Here is a 21059-nt window from a genome sequence, read left to right on the forward strand (position 1 = left end):
CGCAGGGGCTGAGCCGCCTTTGCGCCCGTTTTTCCGACCTGCGGTCGGCAGGCGGCCACGTGCGGGCCCGGGTGGATTTCGGGGCCGTCGGCACTTGGCTATAATCCGGCCACTCTCCACCGAAGGGAATTCGCCGTGCGCCGGCTCTGGAACGCCACAGGACTTCTGGTCTGCCTGCTGCTGACGGCCCTGCTCGTAGGCCCGGGCCTCGTCCAGGCGCAGGATGCCGACGGCTGGTCGCAGTTGCACGACGGCGAAGGCCGCCTGCAGTTGCAGGACGTCCTCTCCGCACGCCTGCGCCCGCTGTTCAGCCCCCTCGACATCGAAGACCTGCACGCCCCCGCCGGCCCCGGCGCCATCTGGCTGCACTACCGCCTGCCGGCCAGCGACGCGCCGCGCCAGCTGCGCCTGTTCTCGCCGAGCCTGGACAGCCTGCAGCTCTACCTGCTGCACGGCTCGCAGCTGCTGGAAGAGCGCCAGGCCGGCAACCTCTACCCCGGCCAGCGCCCGCTGCTCAACAGCGACATCCTGCTGCCGCTGCGCAGCAGCCCCGAAGTCCTCGACCTCTACCTGCGCCTGAGCTCCAGCCAGAGCCTGCGCCCCACCATCAGCCTGGAAAGCGCCGAGTACCCCGCCGGCCAGCAGCGCCCGCTGCAGTTCGGCATCCTCCTCGGCTGCCTGGGCATGCTGCTGCTCTACAACCTGGTGCGCTTCGCCTACAACCGCGTGCTCAGCGGCCTGTGGCTGGCCGGGGTGCACGCCGGGCTGCTGCTGGCCTGCCTGACGCTGTTCGGCCTGCTCAGCCCCTGGTACGGCACGCACCAGACCTGGCAGCCGCTGACCGCCCAGCTGGCCCTGCTGCTGGTGCTGTTCTGCGCCCTGGGCTACACCGCCAGCTTCTTCCACGGCCAGCCGCCACGCCGCCCCCTGGGCCGCCTGCTGGCCCTGGGCAGCCTCGGCCTGCTGGGCCTCGGCGCGCTGCTGCACCTGGCCCTGGACATCCCCACCGGCGAGCTGCTCTATGGCCTGGTGGCGATCACCAGCCTGGGCATGTTCCTCATCGCCGCCTACTACATGCGCCACGGCTACCGCCCGGCCCGGCTGTTCGTCATCGCCATGGGCGTGTTCGTCAGCGCCTGGCTGCTGAGCCTGCCGGCCCTGCTCGGCTACGTGCCCACGCGCAGCGACTGGCTCGGCAGCGCGCTGCTGGGGCTGACCGCGGCGGCTGGCTTCCTGCTCAGCCTGGCCCTGGCCGAGCGCCAGCGCCAACTGCAGCAGGAGAGCTTCGACGCCAGCCGCAAGCGCGCCGCCAGCAGCGCCGAGCTCAAGGCCAAGGGCGAGTTCCTGGCGAAGATCAGCCACGAAATCCGCACCCCCATGAACGGCGTGCTGGGCATGACCGAACTGCTGCTCGGCACCCCGCTGTCGGCCAAGCAGCGCGACTACGTGCAGACTATCCACAGCGCCGGCAACGAACTGCTGGCGCTGATCAACGAAATCCTCGACATCTCCAAACTGGAGTCCGGGCAGATCGAGCTGGACGAGGTGCAGTTCGACCTGGGCGCGCTGATCGAGGACTGCCTGGCGATCTTCCGGGTGCGCGCCGAACAGCAGAAGATCGAGCTGATCAGCTTCACCCAGCCGCAGGTGCCACGGGTGATCAGCGGCGACCCGACGCGCCTGCGCCAGGTGCTGCTGAGCCTGCTGGACAATGCCTTCAAGCAGACCGAGGAAGGCGAGATCCTCCTGGTGGTGGCCCTCGACGGCCCGCCGGGCAAGACGCGCCTGCGCATCGCCGTGCAGGACAGCGGCCGCCCGCTGGACCCCAACGACCGCCAGGCCCTGCTCACCGCCGAGCTGCACAGCCGCGACTTCCTCTCCGCCACCCGCCTGAGCAGCCGCCTGGGCCTGGTGATCGCGCGCCAGCTGATCCAGCTGATGTCCGGCCAGCTGGGCATCGAAAGCGGCCTGGACAGCGGCGGCGACAGCGGCAACACCCTGTGGCTGAGCCTGCCGCTGGACCAGGACATGCTCGAACACCCCACCGCCGACCTCGACAGCCCGCTGCAGGGCGCGCGCCTGCTGGTGGTGGACGACAACCAGACCTGCCGCAAGGTGGTGGTGCAGCAGTGCAGCGTCTGGGGCATGAACGTCAGCGCCGTGGCTTCCGGCAAGGAAGCCCTGGCCCTGCTGCGCACCAAGGCGCACCTGCGCGAATACTTCGACGTGGTCCTGCTCGACCAGGACATGCCCGGCATGACCGGCATGCAGCTGGCGACCAAGATCCAGGAAGACCCCAACCTCAACCACGACATCCTGCTGATCATGCTCACCGGCATCAGCAACGCGCCGAGCAAGATCATCGCCCGCAACGCCGGGATCAAGCGCATCCTGGCCAAGCCGGTGGCCGGCTACACGCTCAAGGCCACCCTCGCCGACGAACTGGCCCAGCGCGGCCCCAGCGGCGTGACCAACTACCTGCCGGCGGCCGCCGAACCCGCGCCGCTGAGCCCGCCCAGCGACTTCCGCGTGCTGGTGGCCGAGGACAACAGCATCTCCACCAAGGTCATCCGCGGCATGCTCGGCAAGCTCGACCTGCAGCCGGACACCGCCAGCAACGGCGAGGAAGCCCTGGCCGCGATGAAGGCCACCCAGTACGACCTGGTGCTGATGGACTGCGAGATGCCGGTGCTCGACGGCTTCTCCGCCACCGAGCGCCTGCGCGCCTGGGAAGCCAGCGAACACCGCCCGCACACGCCGGTGGTGGCGCTCACCGCGCACATCCTCAGCGAACACAAGGAACGCGCCCGCCTGGTCGGCATGGACGGGCACATGGCCAAGCCGGTGGAACTGTCGCAACTGCGCGAACTGGTGGCCTACTGGGTAGCCGAACGCGAACGCCGCCTGCGCCAGCAGAGCGACGCGGCGTTGCCGTCCTGACGCCCATCACGGCGCCGAGGTGCTTTTCGTAGGATGGGTTGAGCTTGCGAAACCCATGCGGTTGCGGTGATGGGTATCGCTCCGCTCAACCGCATCCTACGGGCGTTGTGTCTGCCGGAGGGTGTAGGAGCGAGCTTGCTCGCGAAGGGCGTTTCCCGGTGGCTGCGGTGTTTCGGGTTGACCCCGCCCCTCTCCCTAACCCTCTCCCTGAAGGGAGAGGGGACCGTTGGGCAGGGCTGGGTGTTCTGGCGTCAGCCGGCAACGCCAAAGGTTTCCGGCTGAAACCATCACTTCTCTCGGCGCGGACAAGCCCCCTCTCCCTTCAGGGAGAGGGCTGGGGAGAGGGGAAAGGAGCCGAGCCAATACACCGACATCACCGGTGAACACCCTTCGCGAGCAAGCTCGCTCCTACAATAAAACCCCCACCAAAACCCGCCCCCAGGCAATGACCGCCGCCCACCCCGCCCGCTATGCTTCAGCCCCAGCAGAGCCATCTCACCCGGACGAGATCCCCCCATGCATGTGCTGTTCAGCGTGTACCTGAAGATGCTGGTGCTCTACAGCCCCTTCTTCGTGCTTTCCTGCTTCATCAGCCTCAGCCGCGGCTTCGCCCCGCGCGACCGCAAGCACATGGCCTGGCGCGTGGCCCTGGCGGCGCTGGTCGCCAGCGTGCTGCTGTACCTGTTCGGGCGCTACATCTTCACCCTCTTCGGCATCACCGCCGACGCCTTCCGCATTGGCGCCGGCAGCGTGCTGTTCATCTCCGCCCTGGGCATGGCCCAGGGGCGCTCGGCGGTGCAGAGCGACAACGTGCAGCAGGACGTCACCATCGTCCCGCTGACCATCCCCATCACCGTCGGCCCCGGCACCATAGGCGCGCTGCTGGTGATGGGCGTCGGCCAGCACTGGGAGGACAAGCTGCTGGCGCTGCTGGCGATCGTCCTCGCCTGCCTCACCCTCGGCGTCACCCTCTTCCTGTCCGACCGCATCGAGCGGATGCTCGGCGAGCAGGGCCTGCAGATCGTCAGCCGGCTGATGGGCCTGTTCGTCTGCGCCCTGGCCGCGCAGATCATCATGACCGGCGTGCGCGGCTACTTCCTGCCCGCGCCCTGAGACCGGCGTCACACAGCGGCGCGCCCCAATTGGGGGCGAATCGTCCGCACGCCCCCTCGGCGCACCAGAATGGCGCCGCGAAAACCCCGAGCGAAACGGCAAAAAACGCCGCGCAAGCCCTCTGGCACAGGGCTTTGCGCTGCTTGGCACGGATGCTGCGATAGACCTCCCGACCCGCAGGGGTCCCCTACCCATTTCGGGAGGCTGCACAGGCGACGGCCCAGAATCCGCCCGGCACCCTCCCAGGTACTGGAAGCCAAGGAGGCTGCCGCGATGAAACGTCGTCCCCTGTTGAAAAGCACCCTGGCGGTGAGCGCGCTGCTGCTCACCGGCCTGTTCCCCTTCGGCTCCCAGGCCGCCGAGACCATCAAGGTCGGCATCCTGCATTCGCTGTCCGGCACCATGGCCATCTCCGAGACCTCGCTCAAGGACATGGCGCTGATGACCATCGACGAAATCAACGCCAAGGGCGGGGTGAACGGCAAGAAGCTGGAGCCGGTGGTGGTCGACCCGGCGTCGAACTGGCCGCTGTTCGCCGAGAAGGCCCGCCAGTTGCTGACCCAGGACAAGGTCGCGGTGGTCTTCGGCTGCTGGACCAGCGTCTCGCGCAAATCCGTGCTGCCGGTGTTCGAGGAACTCAACGGCCTGCTGTTCTACCCGGTGCAGTACGAGGGCGAGGAAATGTCGCCCAACGTCTTCTACACCGGCGCCGCGCCGAACCAGCAGGCCATCCCCGCGGTGGAATACCTGATGAGCGAGGACGGCGGCGCCGCCAAGCGCTTCTTCCTGCTCGGCACCGACTACGTCTACCCGCGCACCACCAACAAGATCCTGCGCGCCTTCCTGCACAGCAAGGGCGTGGCCGACAAGGACATCCAGGAGGTCTACACGCCGTTCGGCCACAGCGACTACCAGACCATCGTCGCCGACATCAAGAAGTTCTCCGCCGGCGGCAAGACCGCGGTGATCTCCACCGTCAACGGCGACTCCAACGTGCCCTTCTACAAGGAACTGGCCAACCAGGGCCTGGAAGCCACCGAAGTGCCGGTGGTGGCCTTCTCGGTGGGCGAGGAAGAACTGCGCGGCATCGACACCAGGCCGCTGGTGGGCAACCTGGCGGCGTGGAACTACTTCGAGTCGGTGAAGAACCCGCAGAACGAGAAGTTCGTCGCCGACTGGAAGGCCTACGCCAAGGCGAAGAACCTGCCGAACTACGCCACCGCCGTGACCAACGACCCGATGGAAGCCACCTACGTCGGCATTCACATGTGGGCCCAGGCCGTGGAGAAGGCCGGCAGCACCGACGTCGGCAAGGTCCGCGAAGCCATGGGCGGGCAGACCTTCAAGGCGCCCTCGGGCTTCACCCTGACCATGGACAAGACCAACCACCACCTGCACAAGCCGGTGATGATCGGCGAAATCCAGGACGACGGGCAGTTCAACGTGGTCTGGAAGACCCCCGAGCCGATCCGCGCCCAGCCCTGGAGCCCGTTCATCCCGGGCAACGACAAGAAGCAGGACTGAATTGAAAAAGCTGGAAGCTGGAAGCTGGAAGCTGAAAGCCAAAAGCGACGCGGTCTCGCTTCTAGCTTCTAGCTTCCAGCTTCTAGCTTCCAGCTTCCAGCTTCCAGCCTCCAACCAACGAAAAAACCCATGCCCCCACCCGCCCTTATCCGTCTTATCCGAGCCTGCGCCCTGGCGCTGGCCACCCTCCTCGCCCTGCCCGCGCAGGCCGGCCCGGCGCAGGACTTCGCCGCCGCCGACAACGCCGGCCGCGCCGCGCTGCTCGAACACTGGGCCGCCGCCCCCGAGGCCGAGCGCCTGCCGCTGCTCGAAGCCATCCAGGCCGGGCGCTTCGCCGTCGACGCGCAGAACCATGCCTTCCTCCTCGGCGACGACAAGCAGTACCGCGCCGCCGAAGGCGACGCCCCGCCCGCCGGCGAGCCCGACAAGCTGCGCCTGAACAACCGCCTGCGCGGCCTGCTCAACACCGCCCTGGCCAGCCACCAGTTGGTGGCGCAGGACCCGACGCTGCGCCTGGAAGCCGCGCGCCAGTTGCAGAAGACCGCCAAGCCCGCGCAGCGCGACCTGCTCGCCCAGCGCACCGGCGCGGAAACCGACGACAAGGTGAAAGCCGCCCTGCAACTGGCCCTGGCCAACCTGCAGCTGGCCGACGCCGACCCGCAGGTACGCCTGGCCGCCGTGCGCCTGCTCGGCGACTCCGGCGACCCGCTGGCCCTCACCCGCCTGCAGAACCTGCTCGACCCGGCCGTGGAGGCCGACCAACAGGTACGCACCGCCGCCGCCACCAGCCTGGCCCAGGTCAAGCGCCGGCTCATGGTCGGCGACCTGCTCGGCCAGGCCTTCAGCGGCCTGTCGCTGGGCTCCATCCTGCTGCTGGCGGCCCTGGGCCTGGCCATCACCTATGGCCTGCTCGGCGTCATCAACATGGCCCACGGCGAAATGCTGATGCTCGGCGCCTACTCCACCTACGTGGTGCAGTCGCTGCTGCAACGCTTCGCCCCCGGCCTGCTGGAGTTCTACCCGCTGCTGGCGCTGCCGGTGGCCTTCGGCGTCACCGCGGCCATTGGCATGGCCCTGGAACGCACGGTGATCCGCCACCTCTACGGGCGCCCGCTGGAAACCCTGCTGGCTACCTGGGGCATCAGCCTGGTGCTGATCCAGCTGGTGCGCGTGCTGTTCGGCGCGCAGAACGTCGAGGTGGCCAACCCGGCCTGGCTGTCCGGCGGCGTCCAGCTGCTGCCGAACCTGGTGCTGCCGTGGAACCGCATCGTCATCATCGGCTTCGCCCTGTTCGTGCTGGCGCTCACCTGGCTGCTGCTCAACCGCACGCGGCTGGGCCTGAACGTCCGCGCGGTGACGCAGAACCGCAACATGGCGGCCTGCTGCGGCGTGCCCACCGGGCGCGTGGACATGCTCGCCTTCGGCCTCGGCTCGGGCATCGCCGGGCTCGGCGGGGTGGCCCTGTCGCAGGTCGGCAACGTCGGCCCGGACCTGGGCCAGAGCTACATCATCGACTCCTTCCTGGTGGTGGTGCTCGGCGGCGTCGGCCAGCTGGCCGGCAGCGTCTGCGCGGCCTTCGGCCTGGGCGTGGCGAACAAGATCCTCGAACCGCAGATAGGCGCGGTGCTGGGCAAGATCCTGATCCTGGCGCTGATCATCCTGTTCATCCAGAAACGCCCCCAGGGGCTGTTCGCCCTGAAAGGGAGGGTCATCGATTGATGAAAACGCCAATGCCCGAACCAGCTGCTCTTCGTAGGAGCGAGCTTGCTCGCGAACGACTTCGCAGCGGGGATTGTTCGCGAGCAAGCTCGCTCCTACAGGAATCGAGGGAGATCTGCCCGTGAACCAACCACTCACCGTGACGGCCGCGCAGAAGGCCGGCCCGCGAGTCACCGCCGGCATCGTCGGCGCGGCCCTCGTCGCGCTGCTGATCCTGCCGCTGCTGCACCTGCTGCCCGAGACCAGCGCCCTGCACCTGTCGGCCTACGGCCTGACGCTGACCGGCAAGATCCTCTGCTACGCCATAGTCGCGCTGGCCCTGGACCTGGTCTGGGGCTACGCCGGCCTGCTGTCCCTCGGCCACGGCCTGTTCTTCGCCCTGGGCGGCTACGCCATGGGCATGTACCTGATGCGCGAGGCGGCCGGCGACGGCCTGCCGGCGTTCATGACCTTCCTGTCGTGGAACGAGTTGCCCTGGTACTGGGCCGGCACCCAGCACTTCCTCTGGGCCCTGTGCCTGGTGGTGCTGGCGCCGGGGCTGCTGGCCTTCTTGTTCGGTTTCTTCGCCTTCCGCTCGCGGATCAAGGGCGTGTACTTCTCGATCATGACCCAGGCCCTGACCTTCGCCGGCATGCTGCTGTTCTTCCGCAACGAGACCGGCTTCGGCGGCAACAACGGCTTCACCAACTTCCGCAGCATCCTGGGCTTTTCGATCACCGCGCCGGGCACCCGCGCCGCGCTGTTCCTGGCCATCGTCCTGCTGCTGGCGGCCAGCCTGGCGCTGGGCTTCGCCCTGGCACGCAGCAAGTTCGGCCGGGTGCTCACCGCCCTGCGCGACGCCGAGAACCGCCTGATGTTCTGCGGCTACGACCCGCGCGGCTACAAGCTGTTCGTCTGGACCCTGAGCGCGGTGCTCTGCGGCCTGGCCGGCGCCCTGTTCGTGCCGCTGGTGGGCATCGTCAACCCCAGCGAGATGTCGCCGACCAACTCCATCGAGGCCGCCGTGTGGGTGGCCCTGGGCGGGCGCGGCACGCTGCTCGGCCCGCTGCTCGGCGCCGGCGTGGTGAACGGCGCCAAGAGCTGGTTCACCGTGGCCTTCCCGGAGTACTGGCTGTTCTTCCTCGGCGCCCTGTTCATCGTCGTCACCCTGTACCTGCCGCGGGGCATCCTCGGGCTGATCGAGCGGGAGAAAGCGCAATGAGAGCCGTCCCCCACCTGATGCTGGAACCGGCCTTCGATCCCAGCGGCACGGGCCGCGACGCCGTCGGCCTGGGCGCCAGCGCAAGCCAGGGCCTGGACGTGCGCCACGGCACCCTCCTCACCCTGGAGGACATCAACGTCAGCTTCGACGGCTTCCGCGCCCTGCGCGACCTGACGCTGTACATCGGCGTCGGCGAGCTGCGCTGCATCATCGGCCCCAACGGCGCGGGCAAGACCACGCTGATGGACGTGATCACCGGCAAGACCCGCCCCGACAGCGGCAAGGCGTACTTCGGCGAGACCTACGACCTGCAGCGCATGAGCGAGGTGGAAATCGCCCAGGCCGGCATCGGCCGCAAGTTCCAGAAGCCCACGGTGTTCGAGGCGCTCTCGGTGTTCGAGAACCTGGAGCTGGCGCAGAAGGCCGACAAGTCGGTGTGGGCCAGCCTGCGGGCGAAGCTTTCCGGCGAGCAGAAGGACCGCATCGAGGAAGTGCTGGCCACCATCCGCCTGCGCGACTCGCGCAACCGCCCAGCCGGCCTGCTCTCCCACGGCCAGAAGCAGTTCCTGGAGATCGGCATGCTGCTGGTGCAGGAGCCGCAACTGCTGCTGCTCGACGAACCGGTGGCGGGCATGACCGACGCCGAGACCGAATTCACCGCCGAACTCTTCAAGTCCCTCGCCGGCCAGCATTCGCTGATGGTGGTGGAGCACGACATGGGCTTCGTCGGCAGCATCGCCGACCACGTCAGCGTGCTGCACCAGGGCCACGTGCTGGCCGAGGGCTCGCTGGAAGAAGTGCAGGCGAACGAGCAGGTGATCGAGGTTTATCTGGGACGCTGAGCTTGAAGCCGAAAGCCAGAAGCTGGAAGCCGGAGCCGCTCTGCTTCCAGCTTCCGGCCTCGGGCTTCCAGCGCTGAAAAGGAAAACGACATGCTACAAGTCAGCCAACTACATCAGTTCTACGGCGGCAGCCACATCCTCCGCGGCCTGTCGTTCGACGCGAAGATCGGCGAAGTCACCTGCCTGCTCGGGCGCAACGGCGTGGGCAAGACCACCCTGCTGCGCTGCCTGATGGGCCTGGTGCCGGCGCGCGAGGGCAGCGTCAGCTGGGAGGGCAAGGCCATCACCGGCTTCAGGCCGCACCAGCGGGTGCGCGCCGGCATCGCCTACGTGCCCCAGGGCCGCGAGATCTTTCCGCGGCTGAGCGTGGAGGAGAACCTGCTGATGGGCCTGTCCCGCTTCGGCGCCAGGGAGGCGAAGCAGGTGCCGGAATTCATCTACGAACTCTTCCCGGTGCTGCGCGAGATGAAGCAACGCCGCGGCGGCGACCTCTCCGGCGGCCAGCAGCAACAGCTGGCCATCGGCCGCGCCCTGGCCAGCCGCCCGCGCCTGCTGATCCTCGACGAGCCCACCGAAGGCATCCAGCCCTCGGTGATCAAGGAGATCGGCGCGGTGATCCGCAAGCTCGCCGAGCGCGGCGACATGGCCATCCTGCTGGTGGAACAGTTCTACGACTTCGCCGCCGAACTGGCCGACCAGTACCTGGTGATGGCCCGCGGCGAGATCGTCCAGCAGGGCCGCGGCGCGGACATGGAAAGCGAAGAGGTGCGCGGGTTGGTGGCCATCTGACGTAGGGCGTATAACGCCTCCGGCGTTATACGCCGTTTGACCTTGGCCCCAGGCCGCTCGGTGTCGACCTGGGCACCACCCAGGCCGACTTCGGAGCGGCCAGGGAGATTGGTGTAGCGGCGGATAACCGCGAACGGTTATTCGCCCTACGCTCCATGATGGTGCATGGCGCGTTCCAACGCACCGCAATCGCGCCCATAGCTGACCACTCGGACAACCCCATCCCCCGCTGCCGCCCAGGCTTGCCAGGCCCACGCACTATCCTGGCGCAGAAGGCACGCCAATTGCTCTACCCAGGGCAACCGCCGCAGAACCGAGCCCCATGAACGCACCCGCCGCCCTCTTCCACCCCGCCTGGCACGCCGAACTGGAGCTGGCCTATGCCCGCGTCGGCGACGGCACGCGGCCGGTCACGCGGCGCCACCTGGGGCCGCTGCGGGTGCAGAAGCACCTGTACGCCGAGGGCCCGCAGGTCTGCCAGCACATCGTGGTGCACCCGCCCGGCGGCATCGCCGGCGGCGACACCCTAGCCCTCGACATCCACGCCGGCCCCGATGCCTGGGCCCAGTTCACCAGCCCCGGCGCGGCCAAGTGGTATCGCGCCGCCACGCCGGCCAGCCAGCGCCTGCGCATCCGCGTCGAGGCCGGCGCCACCCTGGAATGGCTGCCCCAGGAAACCATCGTCTTCTCCGGCGCCCGGGCCGAGCTGCACACCGACATCGACCTGCAGGGCGACGCCCGCCTGTTCTACTGGGACGTGGTCGCCCTCGGCCGCCCCGCCGCCGGCGAGCGCTTCGACCAGGGCCGCTTCGCCGCCACCCTGGACATCCGCCGCGACGGCCGCCGCCTGTGGCACGAACGCCAGCGCATCGACGGCGGCGAGCGCCTGCTGGACTCGCCCATCGGCCTGGCCGGGCAGCCGGTCATGGCCACGCTAATCGCCAGCGGGCAGATCGACGCCGAGCTGCTGGAAGCCTGCCGCGCGCTACCCTGCCAGGGCCGCGGCAACGTCACCCAGCTACCCGGCCTGCTGGTCGCCCGCTGCCTGGCCGCCGAGGCGCTGCATGCCCGCGCCTGGCTCATCGAACTCTGGCGCGCGCTGCGGCCCGCGCTGCTCGGCCGCGAGGCCGTCCCCCCCAGAATCTGGAGCACCTGAGATGGATCTGACGCCCCGCGAGAAAGACAAGCTGCTGATCTTCACCGCCGGCCTGGTGGCCGAACGGCGCCTGGCCCGCGGCCTGAAGCTGAACCACCCGGAAGCCATCGCGCTGATCTCCGCCGCCCTGCTCGAAGGCGCCCGCGACGGCCGCACGGTGGCCGAGCTGATGCACTATGGCACCACCCTGCTCAGCCGCGAGCAGGTGATGGAAGGCGTGCCGGAGATGATCCCGGAGATCCAGGTGGAAGCCACCTTCCCCGACGGCACCAAGCTGGTCACCGTGCACCAGCCCATCGCCTGACCAGCGGCCGCTTTCGAACGAACCTGCCTGAAGGAACACCGCAATGCTGATCCGCGACGCCATCCCAGCCGACCTCGGCGCCCTGCGCGACATCTACAACGACGCCGTGCTCAACACCACCGCGATCTGGAACGAGGTCGCCATCGACCTCGACAACCGCCGCGCCTGGCTGGAACTGCGCGCCCAGCAGGGCTTCCCGGTGCTGGTCGCCGAAGACGCCGGCGAAGTGGTGGGCTACGCCAGCTACGGCCCCTGGCGCGCCTTCGACGGCTTCCGCGAAACCGTCGAGCACTCGGTGTACGTGCGCGCCGACCAACGCGGCAAGGGCGTCGGCCCGCAACTGATGCAGGCGCTGATCGAGCGCGCCCGCGCCCAGGGCCTGCACGTGATGGTGGCGGCCATCGAGAGCGGCAACGCCGCCTCCATCCGCCTGCACGAACGCCTGGGCTTCGCCACCACCGGGCAGATGCCGCAGGTGGGCCAGAAGTTCGGCCGCTGGCTCGACCTGACCTTCATGCAACTGGTCCTCGATGTGCGGGATACGCCCTGACAAAAGACGAGAAAAGCCGCTGGAGGCTGAAGGCTGGACGAGGGAGCCGCTTTTTCGTTCAGCCTCCAGCCTTCAGCCTCCAGCGAATCGAGGGAAGCTGCGCATGAAAAACAGTCGTCAACCCCACACCGACAGGTTCGGCCTCAGGAGCCCCCCATGATCCCTGGCGAATACGACGTCCAGCCCGGCGAGATCGAACTCAACGCCGGCCGCCGCACCCAGGCCCTGACCGTGGCCAACGGCGGCGACCGGCCGATCCAGGTCGGCTCGCACTACCACTTCTACGAAACCAACGACGCTCTGCAGTTCGACCGCGAAGCGGCCCGCGGCATGCGCCTGAACATCCCCGCCGGCACCGCGGTGCGCTTCGAGCCGGGGCAGAGCCGCGAGGTGGAGTTGGTGGAGCTGGCTGGCGAGCGTCGCGTCTACGGCTTCGCCGGGCGGGTGATGGGCAATCTGTAAAGCCGATAAGAGCCGATAAGAGCGCTGGAGGCTGGACGAGGGAGTCGCTTTTTCGTTCAGCCTTCAGCCTTAAGCCTCCAGCGGCTTTTAAACCGAGAGGAAGGGAACCATGAAAATCAGCCGCCAAGCGTATGCCGACATGTTCGGCCCCACCGTCGGCGACCGCGTGCGCCTGGCCGACACCGAGCTGTGGATCGAGGTGGAGCAGGACTTCACCGTCTACGGCGAGGAAGTGAAGTTCGGCGGCGGCAAGGTCATCCGCGACGGCATGGGCCAGGGCCAGCTGCCGGCGGCCGAGGTGGTCGACACCGTCATCACCAACGCGCTGATCCTCGACCACTGGGGCATCGTCAAGGCCGACGTGGGCCTGAAGGACGGGCGCATCTCCGCCATCGGCAAGGCCGGCAACCCGGACATCCAGCCCGGCGTGAGCATCGCCCTGGGCGCCAGCACCGAAGTCATCGCCGGCGAGGGCATGATCCTCACCGCCGGCGGCATCGACACGCACATCCACTTCATCTGCCCGCAGCAGATCGAAGAGGCGCTGATGAGCGGCGTCACCACCATGATCGGCGGCGGCACCGGGCCGGCCACCGGCACCAACGCCACCACCTGCACCTCCGGGCCCTGGCACCTGGCGCGCATGCTCCAGGCTGCCGACGCCTTCCCCATGAACATCGGCTTCACCGGCAAGGGCAACGCCAGCCTGCCGCTGCCGCTGGAGGAACAGGTGCGCGCCGGCGCCATCGGCCTGAAGCTGCACGAGGACTGGGGCACCACCCCGGCAGCCATCGACAACTGCCTGAGCGTGGCCGACCGCCTCGACGTGCAGGTGGCCATCCACACCGACACCCTCAACGAATCCGGCTTCGTCGAAACCACCCTCGCCGCCTTCAAGGACCGCACCATCCACACCTACCACACCGAGGGCGCCGGCGGCGGCCACGCGCCGGACATCATCCGCGCCTGCGGCTTCGCCAACGTGCTGCCCAGCTCCACCAACCCGACGCGGCCGTTCACCCGCAACACCATCGACGAACACCTGGACATGCTCATGGTCTGCCACCACCTGGACCCGAGCATCGCCGAGGACGTGGCCTTCGCCGAGTCGCGCATCCGCCGCGAGACCATCGCCGCCGAAGACATCCTCCACGACCTCGGCGCCTTCAGCATGATCAGCTCCGACAGCCAGGCCATGGGCCGCGTCGGCGAAGTGATCACGCGCACCTGGCAGACCGCCGACAAGATGAAGAAGCAACGCGGCGCCCTGCCCGGCGACGGCGCGCGCAACGACAACTTCCGCGCCAAGCGCTACATCGCCAAATACACCATCAACCCGGCGATCACCCATGGCGTCAGCCACGAAGTGGGTAGCATCGAAGTGGGCAAGCTGGCCGACCTGGTGCTCTGGCGCCCGGCCTTCTTCGGCGTGAAGCCGAGCCTGATCCTCAAGGGCGGCGCCATCGCCGCCAGCCTGATGGGCGACGCCAACGCCTCCATCCCCACCCCGCAGCCGGTGCACTACCGGCCGATGTTCGCCAGCTTCGGCGGCAGCCGCCACGCCACCAGCCTGACCTTCCTCAGCCAGGCCGCCTGGGAATCCGGCCTGCACGCCCGCCTGGGCCTGCACAAGGCCATCGGCGTGGTGCAGGGCTGCCGCACGGTGCAGAAGACCGACCTGATCCACAACGCCTACCTGCCGCACATCGAGGTGGACCCGCAGAACTACCAGGTACGCGCCGACGGCCAACTGCTGTGGTGCGAGCCGGCCGAAGTGTTGCCCATGGCGCAGCGTTACTTCCTGTTCTGAGAACACCCTCGTAGGATGGTGTTGAGCGAAGCGATACCCATCAGCGCAACCGCATGGGTTTCGCAAGCTCAACCCATCCTACGAAGGCGCTTCGGCGCAGCCTGCAAGACAGTCGCGCCTATGCCATAGGCGAGCACGGCGTCTCGGTACACCACGCCACTCCCCTGTAGGAGCGCGCCCTGCGCGCGATTCGCGGGCAGGGCCCGCTTACGCTCCAGGAAGCACGGCTTTTCGTAGGATGGCGTTGAGCGAAGCGATACCCATCACCGCCACCGCATGGGTTTCGCAAGCTCAACCCATCCTACGAAGAGCACCTCGGCGCAGCCTGCAAGACAGTCGCACCTACGCCACAAGCGAGCACGGCTTCTCGGTACACCACGCCATTCCCCTGCGCGCGATTCGCGGGCAGGGCCCGCTTACGCTCCAGGAAGCACGGCTTTTCGTAGGATGGTGTTGAGCGAAGCGATACCCATCACCGCCACCGCATGGGTTTCGCAAGCTCAACCCATCCTACGAAGGCGCCTCGGCGCAGCCTGCAAGACAGTCGCGCCTACGCCACAGGCGAGCACGGCGTCTCGGTACACCACGCCATTCCCCTGTAGGAGCGCGCCCTGCGCGCGATTCGCGGGCAGGGCCCGCTCCTACAGGCGGCTGAAATCCCCCAGGGAAATTCAGAAGACCTCCCCCACCGGCACCGCTTCGCATTTCCCCCCGGAGTCCACCCCCTACGCTGGCAGGGCCTCTGAGCCCGTCCCTCCAGAACAACAAGGACTCCCGATGAAACGACTGACCGCCACCCTGGCCCTGGCGCTGGGCCTGTGCGCCTGCGCCCAGGCCGCCGATCCCATCACCCTGGGCCTCAACTACCCCCGCACCGGCAGCTACCAGAACGAAGGCCGCGACCAGATGCGCGGCGCCCTGCTGGCCATCGACGAAATCAACGCCAACGGCGGCGTGCTCGGCCGCTCGCTGCGGCTGTCCAGCCACGACAGCGCCTCGCGCTCGAAGAAGGCCGTGGCCAACGTCGACAAGCTGGCCGACGAGGGCGCCGCCATGCTCTTCGGCGGAGCCTCCAGCGCCGTGGCCATCGCCGCCGGCAAGCGCGCCGCCGAGCGCGGGCTGCTGTACTTCGGCGCCGTCACCTACTCCAACGACACCACCGGCAAGGACGGCCACCGCTACATGTTCCGCGAGGGCATCAGCGCCTGGATGAGCGCCCGGGTGCTGGGCCAGTACCTGGCGCAGAAGCACCCGGGCAGCCGCTACTTCTACGTCACCTCCGACTACACCTGGGGCCACACCACCGAAGCCTCGCTGCGCCAGGCCACCGGCACGCAGGACGGCGCCCAGCACCCCGGGCGGCGCATTCCCTTCCCCGCCGTCGGCCTCGCGCACTACCGCGACAGCCTCACCCAGGCGGCCGCCAGCGACGTCCAGGTGCTGGTCCTGGTGCTGTTCGGCCGCGACCTGGAGCGGGCCATGCGGGTGGCCCACGACCTCGGCCTGACCAGGCGCATGCAGATAGTCGCGCCCAACCTCACCCTGAACGTGATCGAGCAGGCCGGGCCGAGCGTGATGGAGGGCGTGGTCGGCACCGAGCCCTGGACCTGGCGCGTGCCGGAACTGGAGAACAGCGCCCGCGGCAAGGCCTTCGTCAACGACTACGTGAAGCGCTACCAGAAGTACCCGTCCAGCTCCGCCGCCTCGGCCTACGGCATCGTCTACCAGTGGGCGGACGCCGTGCGGCGCACCAACAGCCTGGACAGCGAGGCGCTGATCAGGGCCCTGGAAGGCCACCGCTACGCCCTGCTCAAGGGCGAGCAGTACTGGCGCGCGTTCGACCACCAGAACGTGCAGCGCATCTATGCGGTGAAAGTGAAGCCACGCAGCGAAGTGCTGAAGGACCCGCTGAAGCAGGACTACTTCGAGATCATCCACCAGCTCGACGGCGACCAGGCCGCGCCCAGCCTCGACGAGTGGAAGGCGGAAAGGCGCGCCGCCGGCAAGCCCCCGCTGCTGCAGTGAAGCGCCTCAGCGCAGCTGGCTGTCCTTGCTGCCGCGCCGGTTGTAGCCGGCGAAGGCCGCCTGCTCGTCGTGGGCGGCCTGGCAGTTCACGCACAGACGCACGCCGGGCACGGCCTTGCGCCGCGCCTCGGGAATGGGCGCATCGCACTCCTCGCAATGCGTCAGGCTCTCGCCGCGGGGCAACTGGCTGCGCGCCCGGGCGACTGCGTCCTCGATGGTGCTGTCGATCTGTTCCTGCACCGCGCCGTCGTTCGCCCAACCACTGGCCATGGCAACCTCCGATCAAACTTTGTACAGATTGCAGATATTGGCGCCCCGGCGGCCGATTGCAAGGGCGAAAACGCGGCGGGGTGCGCTGAAAAGCCCCTTCCCCGGGCGCCGCGCAACGAGAACAATAGCGCGCTTTCCCGCCATGGATGTTCCCCGATGCGAATCCTCCCGTCTCCTCTGCGCCACTGCCTGCCGCTGGCGCTCTGCGCCCTGCTCGGCAGCCAGGCCCAGGCCGCCGAGGCCCCCGGCGTAGAAGCCGACCTGGTCGACGCCAACCGCTACCTGCTGCTGTACAGCGCCACCGCCGACGAGCGCTTCCTCGACCGCCTGGACGCCACCGGCAAGCACCTGCAAGCAGCCCTCGGGCAGCGCCAGGACGCCACCGCGCTGCGCGCGCTCTGGGCCAGCTACGAGCAGGGCCGCCAGCAGATGCTGGCCGAGCACGCCGCCCGCAAGCTCGACCAGAACGGCGAGATGGCCCGCAGCCTGAAGCTGGCCGAGCCCCTGGACGCCTACCTGCAGGCCCACCCCCTGGCCACCCCGGGCCTGGCTGACGACCTGCGCAGCCGCGCCCTGCTCACCGCCCGCCTGGCCAACCTGCAGAAGGTCGACGGCCCGCGCGCCGAAGCCGAGGCGGCGAACGTCAAGGCCCTGGACGAGCGCATCCAGCAGCGCATCGATGCCCTGGCGAAGAGCGACCCGGCCCTGCACGACGAACTGGACAAGCGCTGGCGCTACCTGCAGGTCAGCCAGCGCAACGGCCAGCAACTGCTCTACCCCTTCAACGCGCAGATCGAGGCCATGCTCGGCAAGCTGGCCGGCGCCTGACGGGGACGCGGAGGCGGTCTACCGCAGCTTCGGAATCGTCCGATATCCGGCGCCGGGAGGGCCGCCAAGAATGGCGGCTCCATCGCCAGGAGCCGCCCCATGCACCGCCTCGTCCTTTCCCTGCTGCTGAGCCTGCTGGCCAGCCTGCCGACCGCGGCCCTGGCCGATGACTTCGACGCCACCCTGCAGGCCGCGCAGCGCTACCTGCTGCTCTACAGCGCCACGGGGGACGAACGCTTCCTCAAGCGCCTGGAACGGCTCGACGAGGCATTCCAGGGCCAGGTCGCCGAGCAGCACAACGGCGAGACGCTGCAGGACATCTGGTCGCTCTACGGCGAAACGGTGGCGCAGGTGGAAAGCGGCTACGAACAGAGCGGCCCGGCGCTACGCCAGGCGCTGGCCCAGGCCCTGGAAGTCTCGGCGCTGCTGCAGGAATTCCGCCTCCAGCCCGGCGCCGCGCCGGGGGATGCGACCCTGGCGGCCAACCTGCAGCGCCTGGCCCTGCTGCAGGCCAAGCGGGCCAACCACCGCCTGCTGGGGGAAGACACCGACACCCTGCGCGAGGCCATCGCCAACCTGCAGCAGACCATCGAGACGCAGTTCGCCGCCCTGCCGGCCAGCGTCGAAGGCGAAGCGATGCGCGCCCGCTGGCGCTACCTGCGGCTGACCGAGCGCCCGGCCGGCACCCTGCTCTACCCGTTCAACGCCCAGGTCGAGTACCTGCTGGAGAAGCTCGGCGAGAACGGGGAAGCCTGAAAGGCCCTACTCCTTCACTTCCATGTATTCCCTGGCGAAGATCTGGTACTCCTCCGGCAGGGTGTACTTCTTCGCCAGCTCCGAGGCGGTCAGGTCGGAGGCATCCACGCCGCGCTGCTCGCGCAGGCAGTCGTAGGTGGCCTTGATGGCAGCGAAGTAGGCGGCATGGCCGTCCACCACGATGCGCACGCCGAGCTTGGCCAGGCGCTTGTCGTCGTGCAGCTTCGGGTTGCCGTAGGACACCAGCATCAGCGGCACGCTCAGGTGCCGGGCGATGGCCTCCAGGTGCTCGAAGTCGCGGATGCCGACCATGCAGATGCCGTCGGCGCCGGCGGCCTGGTAGGCCAAAGTGCGGCGGATCACGTCGTCCACCTCGATCACCTCGGCGTTGGTCCGCGCGATGATCGCCATCTCCTGGTCCACCCGCGCCTCCAGCGCCGCGCGGATCTTGCCCACGCCCTCCTCCACCGGGATCAGGTCGGTGGACTTGCGGCCGAACTGCGCCGGCAACAGGGTGTCCTCGATGGTCAGCGCGGCCACGCCGGCGCGCTCCAGCTCGACGATGGTGCGCATCACGTTCAGCGCGTTGCCGTAGCCGTGGTCGGCGTCGGCGATCACCGGCAGGCGCGCCACGCGGCCGATGCGGGTGGCCTGCTCGACGAACTCGCTGAGGGTGATGAGGGCGAAGTCGGGCGCCGCGAGCACTTGTAGCGAAGCTACAGAACCACCCAGGATGCCGACCTCGAAGCCGAGGTCACCGGCGATGCGCGCCGACATCGGGTCGAACACCGATGCCGTGTGGTAGCAGGAGGAAGAGTTCAGCAACGCCCGGAAACTCTGGCGTAGCTCGTGGTGGGAGGCTCTGTGCATGGCGGGATCCAACTGCGACCTGGAAGTGGGAAAGGGTTCTGCGGAATCGGCAAACTCATGTAGCAAAACTACAGGATGGCAAATGTAGCAAAACTACAAGGCCTTCCCAAGCACTCTATAACCTCCACCGTCCAGCGGCACATGAGCCGATAGTCGAGCAGGCCCAGGCGCACTCGCGTAAACTGCGCGGCCGTTTTTTTCGCCGGACCTTTCCGCCATGCTGCACTCCACTGACGCCCGCGCCCTGGGCATCGACTTCGGCACCTCCAACTCCACCGTCGGCTGGTGGCGCCCCGGGATGGAACCGCTGATCGCACTGGAAGACGGCAAGATCACCCTGCCCTCGGTGGTCTTCTTCAACACCGAGGAACGCCGCCCGGTCTACGGCCGCCAGGCCCTGGGCGAATACCTGGAAGGCTACGAGGGGCGCCTGATGCGCTCGCTGAAAAGCCTGCTCGGCTCGCCCCTGCTCAAGAGCGAGACCACGGTGCTGGGCAGCGCCCTGCCGTTCAAGGACCTGCTCGGGCTGTTCATCGGCGAGCTGAAGAAGCGCGCCGAGGTAGTCGCCGGCCGCGAGTTCGAGGCCGTGGTGCTGGGCCGCCCGGTGTTCTTCGTCGACGACGATCCCGAAGCCGACCGCGAGGCCCAGGACACCCTGGTGGCGGTGGCGCGGAAACTCGGCTTCAAGGACATCTCCTTCCAGTACGAGCCCCTGGCCGCGGCCTTCGACTACGAGCGCGGCATCCAGCGCGAGGAACTGGTGCTGATCGTCGACATCGGCGGCGGCACCTCGGACTTCTCCCTGGTGCGCCTGGCCCCGGAGCGCCGCGAGCAGGCCGAGCGCCAGGCCGACATCCTGGCCACCGGCGGCGTGCACATCGGCGGCACCGACTTCGACAAGCAGCTCAGCCTGCAGGGCGTGATGCCGCTGTTCGGTTACGGCAGCCGGATGAAGTCCGACGCGCTGATGCCCACCAGCTACCACCTGAACCTGGCCACCTGGCACACCATCAACGCGGTGTACGCGCAGAAGTCGCAGCTGGCGCTGAAGAACATGCGCTACGACATCGTCGACGGCACCGGCATCGACCGCCTGTTCCGCCTGATCGAACAGCGCGCCGGGCACTGGCTGGCGATGCAGGTGGAAGCCAGCAAGATAGAACTGAGCGACAGCCAGCGCCGCGACATCGACCTGGCGCGCATCGAACCGGGCCTGGTGGCCGAACTGACCCGCGAACTGTTCGAGGGCGCGATAGAGCCGCAACTGGAGCGCGTGCGCGCCGGCATCGGCAAGCTGCTGGGCGATGCCGACATCGACCCGGACAAGGTCGACACCGTGTTCTTCACCGGCGGCTCCAGCGGCGTCCCGGCCCTGCGCCAGAGCGTGGCCGCCATGCTGCCCAACGCCCGCCACGTCGATGGCGACCGCTTCGGCGGTATTGGCAGCGGTTTGGCTATCGAGGCGAAAAAGCGCTACGGCTGAGGGGCTGGCTTTTCGTAGAAGCGAGCTTGCTCGCGAACCGTGCCTACCGGGGACTTTGGGGGGTGGGCTGTAGAGCGCCCTCTCCCTAACCCTCTCCCTGAAGGGAGAGGGGACCGTTCGGAGTGCGCTGATGTTTCGGCATTAGCCGGCTAGCACGGAGATTACCGACTGAAACCAATCTTCCTCTCGGCACGGACTAGCCCCCTCTCCCTTCAGGGAGAGGGCTGGGGAGAGGGAACGCGCTCAGGTCCAGCTCAAGAGCAATCGGGAAACTCCGTTCGCGAGCAAGCTCGCTCCTACAGAAACAATCACCCCGACACCGCCTGTACCCGAGCCAACGCAGCGTGCCGGCCCTGCGCCGGAGCGTGGCGGCCATGCAACCCAACACTCGCCACGTCGATGGCGACCGCTGAGGCG

18 protein-coding genes are annotated in these 21059 nt (G+C 68.3%); 16 read left to right on the forward strand and 2 right to left on the reverse strand.

What is annotated here, in order from left to right; genetic code table 11:
• The first annotated feature begins 135 nt into the window (after positions 1-135).
• The 13 genes from RN02_RS29385 (at position 136) to RN02_RS29445 (ending at position 16435) form a co-directional block, all read left to right on the forward strand.
• A complete protein-coding gene (locus tag RN02_RS29385) occupies positions 136-2940 on the forward strand; it encodes a hybrid sensor histidine kinase/response regulator (RefSeq protein ID WP_009613312.1) in 2805 nt (934 codons plus the stop codon).
• A 516-nt stretch (positions 2941-3456) separates the two neighbouring features.
• Positions 3457-4053: a MarC family protein gene (locus tag RN02_RS29390; RefSeq protein WP_043318824.1), complete on the forward strand. Its 597-nt coding sequence runs from the start codon at positions 3457-3459 to the stop codon at positions 4051-4053.
• A gap of 273 nt (positions 4054-4326) precedes the next feature.
• Complete coding sequence (gene urtA, locus RN02_RS29395) at positions 4327-5577, forward strand: urea ABC transporter substrate-binding protein (RefSeq protein ID WP_043318826.1); 1251 nt, start codon at positions 4327-4329, stop codon at positions 5575-5577.
• A gap of 129 nt (positions 5578-5706) precedes the next feature.
• Positions 5707-7296, forward strand: coding sequence for an urea ABC transporter permease subunit UrtB (gene urtB / locus RN02_RS29400; RefSeq protein WP_043318829.1), 1590 nt, complete (start codon positions 5707-5709; stop codon positions 7294-7296).
• Positions 7297-7417: 121 nt separating this feature from the next.
• Entirely contained in the window at positions 7418-8497 is a 1080-nt protein-coding gene (urtC, locus tag RN02_RS29405; protein ID WP_043318831.1) for an urea ABC transporter permease subunit UrtC, read from the forward strand.
• Positions 8494-9339 carry an urea ABC transporter ATP-binding protein UrtD gene (urtD, locus tag RN02_RS29410; protein WP_152623834.1) on the forward strand — a complete coding sequence of 282 codons (846 nt, stop codon included), beginning with the start codon at positions 8494-8496 and terminating at the stop codon, positions 9337-9339. The genes urtC and urtD overlap by 4 nt, the downstream gene beginning before the upstream one ends.
• A 90-nt stretch (positions 9340-9429) precedes the next feature.
• Entirely contained in the window at positions 9430-10128 is a 699-nt protein-coding gene (gene urtE / locus RN02_RS29415; protein WP_043318835.1) for an urea ABC transporter ATP-binding subunit UrtE, read from the forward strand.
• Between the two features lie 322 nt (positions 10129-10450).
• On the forward strand, positions 10451-11284 hold the full coding sequence (locus RN02_RS29420) for an urease accessory protein UreD (RefSeq protein ID WP_043318837.1): 834 nt from the start codon (positions 10451-10453) through the stop codon (positions 11282-11284).
• 1 nt (position 11285) lies between these two features.
• Positions 11286-11588, forward strand: coding sequence for an urease subunit gamma (locus RN02_RS29425; RefSeq protein WP_043268703.1), 303 nt, complete (start codon positions 11286-11288; stop codon positions 11586-11588).
• 43 nt (positions 11589-11631) lie between these two features.
• Positions 11632-12138 carry a GNAT family N-acetyltransferase gene (locus tag RN02_RS29430; protein ID WP_043318839.1) on the forward strand — a complete coding sequence of 169 codons (507 nt, stop codon included), beginning with the start codon at positions 11632-11634 and terminating at the stop codon, positions 12136-12138.
• Between the two features lie 156 nt (positions 12139-12294).
• The gene (locus RN02_RS29435) at positions 12295-12600 is read left to right on the forward strand and encodes an urease subunit beta (protein ID WP_043318842.1); all 306 of its coding nucleotides are present in this window, start codon (positions 12295-12297) and stop codon (positions 12598-12600) included.
• Positions 12601-12709: 109 nt separating this feature from the next.
• Positions 12710-14410: an urease subunit alpha gene (ureC, locus tag RN02_RS29440; RefSeq protein WP_043318844.1), complete on the forward strand. Its 1701-nt coding sequence runs from the start codon at positions 12710-12712 to the stop codon at positions 14408-14410.
• A gap of 777 nt (positions 14411-15187) precedes the next feature.
• Positions 15188-16435, forward strand: a complete 1248-nt coding sequence (locus tag RN02_RS29445; protein ID WP_043318846.1) for an ABC transporter substrate-binding protein — start codon at positions 15188-15190, stop codon at positions 16433-16435.
• A 6-nt stretch (positions 16436-16441) separates the two neighbouring features.
• On the opposite strand, the gene RN02_RS29450 is transcribed toward RN02_RS29445, so the two are convergent.
• A complete protein-coding gene (locus RN02_RS29450) occupies positions 16442-16705 on the reverse strand; it encodes a DksA/TraR family C4-type zinc finger protein (protein WP_043318848.1) in 264 nt (87 codons plus the stop codon).
• A gap of 156 nt (positions 16706-16861) precedes the next feature.
• Here RN02_RS29450 and RN02_RS29455 point away from each other — a divergent pair, with 156 nt between their 5' ends.
• The gene (locus RN02_RS29455; protein WP_043318850.1) at positions 16862-17533 is read left to right on the forward strand and encodes a hypothetical protein; all 672 of its coding nucleotides are present in this window, start codon (positions 16862-16864) and stop codon (positions 17531-17533) included.
• A 99-nt stretch (positions 17534-17632) separates the two neighbouring features.
• Entirely contained in the window at positions 17633-18289 is a 657-nt protein-coding gene (locus RN02_RS29460; RefSeq protein ID WP_009613345.1) for a hypothetical protein, read from the forward strand.
• 6 nt (positions 18290-18295) lie between these two features.
• Here RN02_RS29460 and RN02_RS29465 read toward each other — a convergent pair whose 3' ends face one another.
• Entirely contained in the window at positions 18296-19159 is an 864-nt protein-coding gene (locus RN02_RS29465; RefSeq protein WP_009613347.1) for an isocitrate lyase/PEP mutase family protein, read from the reverse strand.
• Between the two features lie 217 nt (positions 19160-19376).
• Between RN02_RS29465 and RN02_RS29470 the strand changes: the two genes are divergently transcribed.
• Positions 19377-20642 carry an Hsp70 family protein gene (locus tag RN02_RS29470; RefSeq protein ID WP_043318852.1) on the forward strand — a complete coding sequence of 422 codons (1266 nt, stop codon included), beginning with the start codon at positions 19377-19379 and terminating at the stop codon, positions 20640-20642.
• Positions 20643-21059: the final 417 nt, after the last annotated feature.

The sequence above is a fragment of the Pseudomonas sp. PI1 genome, from assembly GCF_000812405.1.
GTDB lineage: Bacteria > Pseudomonadota > Gammaproteobacteria > Pseudomonadales > Pseudomonadaceae > Pseudomonas > Pseudomonas citronellolis.